Here is a 9288-nt window from a genome sequence, read left to right as displayed (position 1 = left end):
TTTTTCTTTGGAAACTTTATTATCTACTTTTACTGTATAAGTATATTCTGTATCAGGTTTAACACTGTCATCTGTATAATTTAATTCTTTTGTTTCACCAACTTTTTGATCATCTCTATAGATTTCATAAATTCCATCTTGATCTGGTAGTTCAGGCCATTGTAGTTCTACTAATTTGTCACTTACATTGGTTTGAAGTTTTGTAGTTCTGATAATCTGACCTATTTTGTCTTCCTTATGAGTATCAGCGTCAAGAAGAGTTTCCTTTTTAAAATCATTTGAAACTTTTAAAGAAACTACTTTCTCTAATTTTTCATTATTGTAAATCCCTACTTTATATTTTTGTGAAATATAATCCATCTTTTCTTTGAATATATTATTTGGACCTTCATAAACTAATTCTTCATCTTTGTAAATTTTGTAAAAGTCAGCCTTTTTTTGTACGGTAATTGTAACTTCATTGTTTTCTTCTTCTACTTTTACCATCTTATTTTTTTCTGCAGCAAGTGATACACTAGGTAAAAGTACGATGATACTTAATCCTAGGACGAATGTAACTGCAAGAAAAACATGTTGCAATTTTAATTTTTTCATAATAGCCCCCTAAATTTAACATCTGTATTATTCTACCAAAATAACAATAAAATGTAAAAGTAAAAAATGGAAAATTAGAAAGGGGAATTTCTGTCTTGCAAAAGAAACAAATAACTTCAGAACTGATTTTAAATTATATTTTATGTCTTATTTTTTCTTCATTATCGTTATCTTTTACTCTTATTTTTTTGTTAAAAAAATTTTCTTTCTATAGTTTTTGGGGATTTATTTTTATCTTTTTATGTATTTCTATAATCTATTTAATATTTGCTGTGCCTTTACAGTTTTTTCTTAATAAAAAACAAAAAAGATTTCATTTTATATTTTTTATCGTTTATTTATTAGGGTCATCTATATGTTCGTTTGTGATTACCTTACTATCAGATTCAACGATAAATCCGTTTTTTTCAAATAATTATTATATAATAACTTTCTTTTCTGCATTTCTATTTTGGATTTGGGATTCAGTTTTTTTACAAAAATAAGGAATGCGATTAATAGATCGCATTCCTTATTTGATAGTGTAGCTAATAGACCAATAGATAACTTTTGCTAAAGAGTTTAGTTTTATACCACCAGGCTTTTGTAAAAATTTTCGTTGATTTGATAGTTTTGTAGGTTTATAATTCTAATAATTACATAGTACGGACAAATAAAAAAGCCATTTCCATGTGTTAAGGTGTACCACCACTCTTAACGGAAATGACTTTACCCTTGAACTCCTACCAAGACGACAAGGGAAAAACAAAAATTCTTATGTGCCTATTTTAACGGGTTATAGAGAGATTTTCAACCGTTAAACTAAATTTAATTAAAAGGTATATTTTACTGTTTTTCCTGCTGGTTAGGTGAAAGGGCAAAGTATGCCTTTTTATTTTGTCCCTAGAAGGGGAAATAGGACATGTTATCGGGAAGAATTGAAAACTTTAAAGACTACAGCAAATTTAGCAGCATCAAAAAATTTAATAATACGATTGAAATGTTTTTAGCCGATCATAAAAAAGATTTCACCAAAGGGGAACTGATTGCTTTTAAGCGCCTGGTGCGTTTCTCAGCAAAGTATTATGGTGTAGCCAACGCTAAAATCGGCACCATATTAAAGGCCATCAATGAGAAAATGAACGATTTTGGTATCAGCAGATCTACGTTTGAACGTATGTTAAGAAAAGCCAGAACACTAGGCATTCTTACAGTCGAAAATACGGTAAGAAGTAAAGGCGGGCAAGGGCATAATGTTTATGTTTTTAATACAATTGACGTACCGTCAAAAAATAAATTGACGTACCGGGAACACCTTGATAAATCAAGTGAGAGTAAGGATGAACAGTCTAAAAATGAAAAAGAATCTATTAATCTTTTAGAAACTAGCAATAAAAAACAAGAAAGTAATAATATAAATAAACAAGCTATTAGTCAGGCCATTTTAAATCGAGTCAATGATGCCATAAAAGAAGGAACGACTATAAAATACATATCTAGTTACATTGATAGAGTTTTTAGATCCATTGAGAACCAAGCTTTACATGATGCAAACAACCGGCAAGTTGCTATAAAAAAGAAACGTGAAAAAGAAAGTTTAGCAGCGTTACAAAATGACGTACCTTTTTATAACTGGCTTGAACAATAAGAGAATTAATATAATTTATCTAATCAAAAATCTTTCATTCATAAACTGTTCTATTTTCAATGTAATCTTCTCCAAAGGCTGTTATACGAACTGTTACTAAGTTTTCATTATAAATGATTGACCAGTAATTCAAAGCACTTTTATATTCATTATGAAGTGCATTGAATTTATCTTATTTTGAATTCGAATTTATATGTTGATTCGTAATATTTGAAGTTGTAAAGTTCATTCAGAACAGAATATCTATATTTTCCTCTATAGTGCAATGGTAGTCGACCTATGATGGGAGAATCGAGATTCATTTGAACATAAATACCAAAATTGTCACTTACCTCAGGACCAATTTCAAAGACCTATCTAAAAACTCTTTCTTTTGATTTCCTTCCATTTCATGATCAATTAATTCCAACAATATACTTCTGAAATGGGATTTATGTATAGCGTAATTTTATGCCCAAACGGTTTTTGATGAACCGTTTGGGCAGGTACATTTTTTGAAAATATTGATATAGGAAGTTATATCAAATAGAGCCTGTCATAATGAAATGAATAAAAGCAATCCCAGCCGTAACCACAGTTGGAATGGTGGTTCCTATCGCCAAGATGAATTTGGCTGAAATTTTGATTTTCCGTTTCTTGTCTTGGTATTCCATTTGCTTTTCCCCTCCTCAATGCTTAGTTGCTAATAATATAAAAGAAGTCCTTTTTCATTTTTAAAAATAAAAAATTTTTATAGCTCCCGAATAACTTATATTTAAATTGCTTTCTTTTTTAAACACTCCCTTTCGATTTTTTAAACACAGCTCCTAATGTATTGTTCATTTATCGCATAACTAAAATGATGAATTCGTGTACTGTACACATCACCTTTTCCGCCATGTCTTAACAAGATAAAAAAATATGCCCTAAAAAATTAGAAAAACAGAAAATTTTGCTCAAAAATAAAAAAAAGCCACTAATTTTTATTAGTAGCTTTTTTTTATGTTAAAAAGACAGCTTTACATCCAAAAACTGTTTTATTTGGTAAAATTACATAAAAAATAAAATAAGTATAATTTTTCTTAAAGGGGGGAATATATTGTATAGAATATAAATTGTTTGTTTTTTTATACTCTGTACAATATAATTATGGCTACAATCATTTATTTACAGGAAAACGGAGAAAGTCAGGTTTTAACTGAAATCGAAAATATCGCTCAAATGGGAATTGAGGGAAATGCTGATGCCCAACAAATAGCAAAGTATATCCGTCAGGGACTTACTCAACTAACTAACTTAGGTATTCCTCCCAACAAAAAAATGATAATGATTGGTGAAGAACCCAATGGACATCCACGTACGTTTAATCTTTTAAAAGACATCGTTGGCATTCACAGACCATTATTAGAATTTAGAATCAACAGAAGTACACCAGGTGCTTTTAGAGCCATATTTTTCTGTTTCGACTTCGAGGACGAACAATTACTGATTTTCACACAAGCAGTGTTAAAACAAGGAGACCCAAATCCTCCTGAATTTCAAAAAGCCGTAAGAAAAAGCGTACAAATGTATGATGAATTTTTAAAAGACCCGATGAAGTATTTATCAGATTTCTTAGAGGAAGAGGATGATTAATATGAAAAAATTTAAATTAGGCAAACAACATGAAGAACTCATGAATTTGTTAGATAAAGTTCCAGGCGTAACCGAGCACATGACAAGTGTTTCAGTTATCATGGCGGAAAAAATTCTTCAACGTAGAATTGAACTCGGTTTAACGCAAACACAAGTTGTAGAAATTATAAAGGAGCAGGGTGAGAGAATTACTCAAGCTACAATTTCTAAAGTCGAATGTGGAGATTCCACAATCGGTACTGATACGTATGATAAGATTTTTCATGCTCTTGGTGTTATTGATATTAATTTAGAATACGGAGAATTACCCAAAAGTAGCAAGAGAATACTTGAGCTTGTCTGAAGAAAAAGGGACTCATGATTATCAATGAGTCCCTTTTTGTATTAAGCAACATCTACATTAAGAATAAAGGCTAGGATATTTCCCTCTAACTCGATTTCTTTATCTAATCCAATCGAAACAGGAACCGTTAAAACTGAACCAGGCTTTGTAAAAATCTCTTGGTACATTTCCATAACTTCATCTTCAACTTCCGAAAACAGAGTATCCCTTCCCTTTTCAGGACTTAATTTTTTCAGAACAAGAACGGTTCTGCTCTTCTTAGAACTTGTTCCATAACCCTTTTTAACTAAATCCAAAGCTAAAATCATCGCACGTTCATCCAATGTTTCATCTGGATAAGATGGACTTAAGCGTCCAGCAACTACATTTTCATATACCATTTGCACTTTTGTAACAGGAACTGGATTACCCCAATTTTCATACCCCCACGCCACACGATATTCTGTCTTCGGAGGGTGTCCGCCAGTAGCTGGAATAAAGATAGCCCGTCTTGCATCAAATACTTTTGCCATTGTATCAACCTCTTTTTACGATTTACACTAATGGTGAAAACTCACCATTAGTTATTACCTAAAATAGTAGCATGATTAAACCAAAAGTCAATAAAAAAAGAGAGCTTTTAATAACTCTCCTTTTGAATACACTATGCCACTATGCATTCATGTTTACATAACGTCCATTTCCGGAAGTCCAAATAGTACAGATCATTCATATTCAAAACATCAACTCTCCTATCCGGGCATTTCTGGGCATTTTGCGATTTGCAGGCTCTGATTTTTATGATTTTTTTTAGAAAGGTCAAACTCTGTTTTTCTCTCGTTTTCTCTGTTTTTCAAGTTAACAAAAAAAAGCCTACAATAAGGCTATTTTTGTTCAGCAATAGATACTAAAGTGAGACATGTTCCTTGGTGTGAAATGTGGAATGAATGGGCAGACGAAAATGGAGAACTAGGGAGGCGTTTTTATGGCTATTAATGACGTCCAGGGGTAATAATGGCACTACCTCCCTGCCACGCATTTTTTTTACGATTACTTACTGCCACCAAACAATCTTTGGAAAAAAGAAGGTTTGTCCTTACTTGCAGCTACCTCTACTAAGGCCTTCTTTTCTTCCTGTATTGTTCGCAGGGATTCCATTAACTGACGATCACGTTTGTCTAAGGACTCTTTTATATAGTTTTCTTGGTTATTTAATTTCTCTAATAGCAGCTTATTAAACTCCATTTGATCTGCTAAGGCCTTTTTAATCTCTAACATATCCTCAAAAGTAGCTAACGTAGGTGTAACAACCCTTTCATCATTTTCAACCACGTTATTATCATCAATTATCACAGCGAATTCGTTCCGTAATTTACTATCTACTTGGTCTGTTTCATAACCTTCATCAAAGAGGTTCTTAATTCTCACAAGCACTTGCACTGCCGTATCTTCATAACGTCGAGATCTTGATCCGCCTTTATGGGTGAAGAAATTAGGAAATTTGCTTATATATCTTCTTACAGTTGTATCTGGAATATTAGTTTTTTCTGCTAATTCAATGATACTAAACCATTCTTTCAACTTCGCCACCACCCCTTATCAATTTTTATTACTATCGTTTATTATTCACTTATTAGTCACTATAATCTTTTATTAGCTGCCACCAAGAAAAATCCTGTGCTGCTAATATAATTAATGTTCTAATTACGAACATTTTTAAGATAGATGACTTAAAATTTAAGTATATTTCACTTAAAATTTAAGTCATTTTATGTCTCTAAATCTCTATTAATATCAGGTGACTTAAAATTTAAGTATATTTTATGTATATTTTAATTAAAATTTAAGTCTTTTTGAATTTAAGAATCTTTTTTAACGTTCAAATTCAATATCTTTTTTCCTAGATTTTTCTTTTGGTGAATGTTGATTATTAGCTTGCCTTTCGTTCTCTGACATTTTTACTACTTGAAGAAATTTCTCAAATAAGTTAATTCGCACTAAAAATTGTTTCGCATAGCTATAAAGTCTTTTAAACTTAGAAAGTTCTTGCTTTAATTCCAGGTTTTCTTTTATCAGGCTATTCTTTTCTTTCCCTAGTTCTCCAACACGATGATTTAATTGTTCATTCTTGGATTGATAGGCATCTCTTTCTTGAGAAAGTTTCTGGTTATCTAGGATTACAGCAGGTAACTTTTTGGCGTAGTTCTTGAGTGTTTCTAATTCTTCAGCTTTAATTAGTACATCATCCCTTAGTATTCGTCTTTTACCTTCGATCCGGTCAATATCCTTCGCATGAGTTTCCAGTGCGTTTAAAGAAGATCTTAAGACATACAACTGCTGATTCGTACTTGTTAAGTCTCCTTCCAAGTCTGTTTTACTTTGTTCTAACTCCTGAATTTGTTCTTTCAAGGTTTTAGCTTTAAATTGTTGAACCGTTAAATGCTCACGTTTCGAATTTTCTTCTCCACGCTGCACGTCAAATCCAAGCCCTTGCATATGCTTTGGAAATTCATTTTGAATCCACTGTAGTTCCTGGCGATTGAATACATTTTTTCCTTGAAGTTTGCCATCTCGCATAGGCACAATTCCTAAATGTAAATGCGGTGTTTTTTCATCCATATGTACAGTTGCGTAAGCAATATTCTGTTTCCCATAACGTTCCGAAAAGAGTTCAAAACCCTCTTTGAAAAACCTCTTTTGTTCTGGTTCAGACAACCCTTCAAAAAACAGTTTATCTGATGTGATCAGCAACTCATTGACCAATACTGCATCTTTCCTGATTTTCCGTTCATCCGTTTTTTGTGCTTCAATAATTGATTTAACCTTCAGGTTGTAATCTATATGAACGTCATTCACCAGGTCATAATTCAAGTTGATTTTGGCCGGATCAATATCATCATTTGTTCGGCTTTCTCTTTCTCTTTGATTGTGAAACTGCATGCCTTTGAGGTCATGACTTTTCATTTTTTGCATCCTACATACCGCATAGCTCACTCTTGAATTCCACCTTCCGAATAACGTCTGAGAATGCATAAAGTATAACACACTATACTTTACATTCGTAAAGGTGTGCTCTGCGAGGCCAAATTCGGAACCTTGGGCACCTGCCCAAACCCGGCCAACGGGAGCCCGTTGGATCGCATTCAAAAAATTTAACCACCCCACCCTCCGTTTCATCGGAGGGCCGCCCCTTCGCCAGGCGCAAACAAACGGGGTTTGTTTACAACCTTCAGGCTTCGGGTGCAGCAAGTCTATCAACTCCTTATCCTCCCTACGGTCCGGTACCGTTGACAGACACAATGAAAAGCGTTTAATTAACATTCCAATTTTTAAAAGTGAAATAATTGGAATGTTATTTTTGATTATTTTCAAAAAAAAGGTGAAAAGGTGAAAATAACACTACAAATAACTGAAGTATGAAACCTGAAGGCATTCTAAATGTTTTATAATGTATAAAAGCAGCACCCGTACTGCAATACGAGTGCTGCTTTTCATAAAAAGGCGGTGAATAAAAATGGATCCTACAACAATAATTGCAACTTGCGCAATCTTGAATCTAGTCATTTTGCTTTCCAAAAGAACAAAAGACTAATTCACCTAAGAAATCATAAAATTGACTGCAATCAATTTTATGGTTCTTTCTTCTTTCACATGTATTTTCATTGTAAACAGTAATATTCTCAACTGCAATAAGCGTGTTAAACCTCCTATTTAATTTTAGGAGGTTTTTTATTGTCTTCCCCTTATTTATTTTGACACTTCGAACACTCTTTACGAAGCTCTCTAAGCGATTTAAAGATAAAACATTAGTAACTCTAAGTTAAAACTAAAAAACACCTTAGAAGCTAAATATGAGCCTTCTAGGCGTGTTTAAAAATATAGGATTATTGAGTTTTTTATAGAAAAAATAGACCTCCCTTGAGCTTGGTGGCGAATGGGAAGGTCTATCCTTTTACAAGAGCCAACCCCTTGAAGGGGCCGGTTTTATCATTTTACAATTTCATAAGCCGACGTGAAAAGTGTTTGCTTGAATTTATTTATTAAAAGATAACCTGCATGAACAAAATCATTATCTTTATGGTATGGATTTTCGAGCAGCAGCCACTTTTCTTCTTCGGAATACCAGCCTTTTGGTTTCTCTCTCAAAATTGGTTTGTTGTGCCAAGGATTTCCCAACTTTTTAAAAACATGTCGTTCAATCCCTTTTGGATTAAATTAGATAAAAAAGAGTAAGAAACTCTAATATAGACTTTGTTACTCTTTTTTATCTTTTACATATCAAAGCTCCAAGAAGCTGTAACTCCGATTAATTTCCAAAAGTCATTTTGACTTGTTACAGCAAATGTGTGTAATTTTATAGAGCCACTTGGATAATTTAAATACACTTCATGGTTAGGTGCTTTATCATGTTCTCCATCAATACTGAAGCTTTTCGGAGTTAACGTAGCTAAATAATAGTAATTGATATCAGGATATAAAATTCCTAGTGGTACTCCAACAGCATGATTAACTGACCATGTCATTCGTTTAGATGATACAACTAATTTATCAATGGTTATTCCACTACTACTTGCTGTACCTAAAGATTTTGGATTTGAACAACTTGCATTTGTACAAGAATGACTGGCATGTACGTCTTTCCAAAGTGTTAATGAGGTAGGTCCATTAAACATTATGTTAACACTAGATTCTGTTCTATATATATTACTATATGCTGCAAATGCTGTTCTGTTATCTCCTTGTAAATAATCGATAGAACTAGCAGGATTAGGATTCTCTACCGATTTAAAAGGAATAAAAGTTCTGTAATCTAAACTAAATTCATTAGAAGACGGTAAAGCTAATGCTGCAAAAGAATTGTTAGTTGACTCTAAATTCATTGGTTCCATTATTTCATCAGTTTTTAAAGATTCTTCAGTGTTATTGGGTGTTTTAATCAAAGATGAAATTGTCCCAGTGTTATTGAAAACTTCTTCTTTTTCCTCTTTAGTTAGTTTTGTATTATTTTCTTTTATTTTTTGTTTTATTTCTTTTTCTTTTTCTTTGGAAACTTTATTATCTACTTTTACTGTATAAGTATATTCTGTATCAGGTTTAACACTGTCATCTGTATAATTTAATTCTTTTGTTT

The 9288-nt window shown here is 32.4% G+C and carries 10 protein-coding genes and 1 pseudogene; 4 read left to right on the top strand and 7 right to left on the bottom strand.

Annotated features, from left to right (window positions below):
• Window positions 1–594 (bottom strand): annotated as a pseudogene (locus tag BM126_RS21700) (hypothetical protein); the annotation flags it as partial.
• A 95-nt stretch (window positions 595–689) separates the two neighbouring features.
• Between BM126_RS21700 and BM126_RS21695 the strand changes: the two are divergent.
• Window positions 690–1079 carry a UPF0715 family protein gene (locus BM126_RS21695; RefSeq protein ID WP_256213221.1) on the top strand — a complete coding sequence of 130 codons (390 nt, stop codon included), beginning with the start codon at window positions 690–692 and terminating at the stop codon, window positions 1077–1079.
• A gap of 416 nt (window positions 1080–1495) precedes the next feature.
• On the top strand, window positions 1496–2221 hold the full coding sequence (locus tag BM126_RS21690; protein WP_090991390.1) for a hypothetical protein: 726 nt from the start codon (window positions 1496–1498) through the stop codon (window positions 2219–2221).
• Window positions 2222–2742: 521 nt separating this feature from the next.
• On the opposite strand, the gene BM126_RS23115 is transcribed toward BM126_RS21690, so the two are convergent.
• A complete protein-coding gene (locus tag BM126_RS23115; RefSeq protein WP_256213220.1) occupies window positions 2743–2874 on the bottom strand; it encodes a hypothetical protein in 132 nt (43 codons plus the stop codon).
• 475 nt (window positions 2875–3349) lie between these two features.
• Between BM126_RS23115 and BM126_RS21685 the strand changes: the two genes are divergently transcribed.
• Window positions 3350–3835, top strand: a complete 486-nt coding sequence (locus BM126_RS21685) for a hypothetical protein (protein ID WP_141770122.1) — start codon at window positions 3350–3352, stop codon at window positions 3833–3835.
• Window position 3836: 1 nt separating this feature from the next.
• Window positions 3837–4178: a helix-turn-helix domain-containing protein gene (locus BM126_RS21680; RefSeq protein ID WP_090991388.1), complete on the top strand. Its 342-nt coding sequence runs from the start codon at window positions 3837–3839 to the stop codon at window positions 4176–4178.
• Window positions 4179–4219: 41 nt separating this feature from the next.
• On the opposite strand, the gene BM126_RS22630 is transcribed toward BM126_RS21680, so the two are convergent.
• From BM126_RS22630 to BM126_RS21655, 5 genes are all read right to left on the bottom strand, one after another.
• Window positions 4220–4690 carry a hypothetical protein gene (locus BM126_RS22630; protein ID WP_177201542.1) on the bottom strand — a complete coding sequence of 157 codons (471 nt, stop codon included), beginning with the start codon at window positions 4688–4690 and terminating at the stop codon, window positions 4220–4222.
• A gap of 517 nt (window positions 4691–5207) precedes the next feature.
• On the bottom strand, window positions 5208–5738 hold the full coding sequence (locus BM126_RS21670) for a MerR family transcriptional regulator (protein ID WP_177201541.1): 531 nt from the start codon (window positions 5736–5738) through the stop codon (window positions 5208–5210).
• 291 nt (window positions 5739–6029) lie between these two features.
• Window positions 6030–7415 carry a MobV family relaxase gene (gene mobV, locus BM126_RS21665; protein ID WP_256213219.1) on the bottom strand — a complete coding sequence of 462 codons (1386 nt, stop codon included), beginning with the start codon at window positions 7413–7415 and terminating at the stop codon, window positions 6030–6032.
• Between the two features lie 729 nt (window positions 7416–8144).
• Window positions 8145–8303: a hypothetical protein gene (locus BM126_RS22625; RefSeq protein ID WP_177201540.1), complete on the bottom strand. Its 159-nt coding sequence runs from the start codon at window positions 8301–8303 to the stop codon at window positions 8145–8147.
• A 125-nt stretch (window positions 8304–8428) separates the two neighbouring features.
• Window positions 8429–9288: DUF3238 domain-containing protein (locus BM126_RS21655; protein ID WP_141770120.1), on the bottom strand; the 860-nt coding region annotated here is incomplete at its 5' end.

Source organism: Bacillus sp. OV322 (assembly GCF_900112495.1).
Classification (GTDB): domain Bacteria; phylum Bacillota; class Bacilli; order Bacillales; family DSM-1321; genus Peribacillus.
Note: the sequence above shows the minus strand (reverse complement) of the source record. Positions and strands in the feature narration are given on the sequence as shown.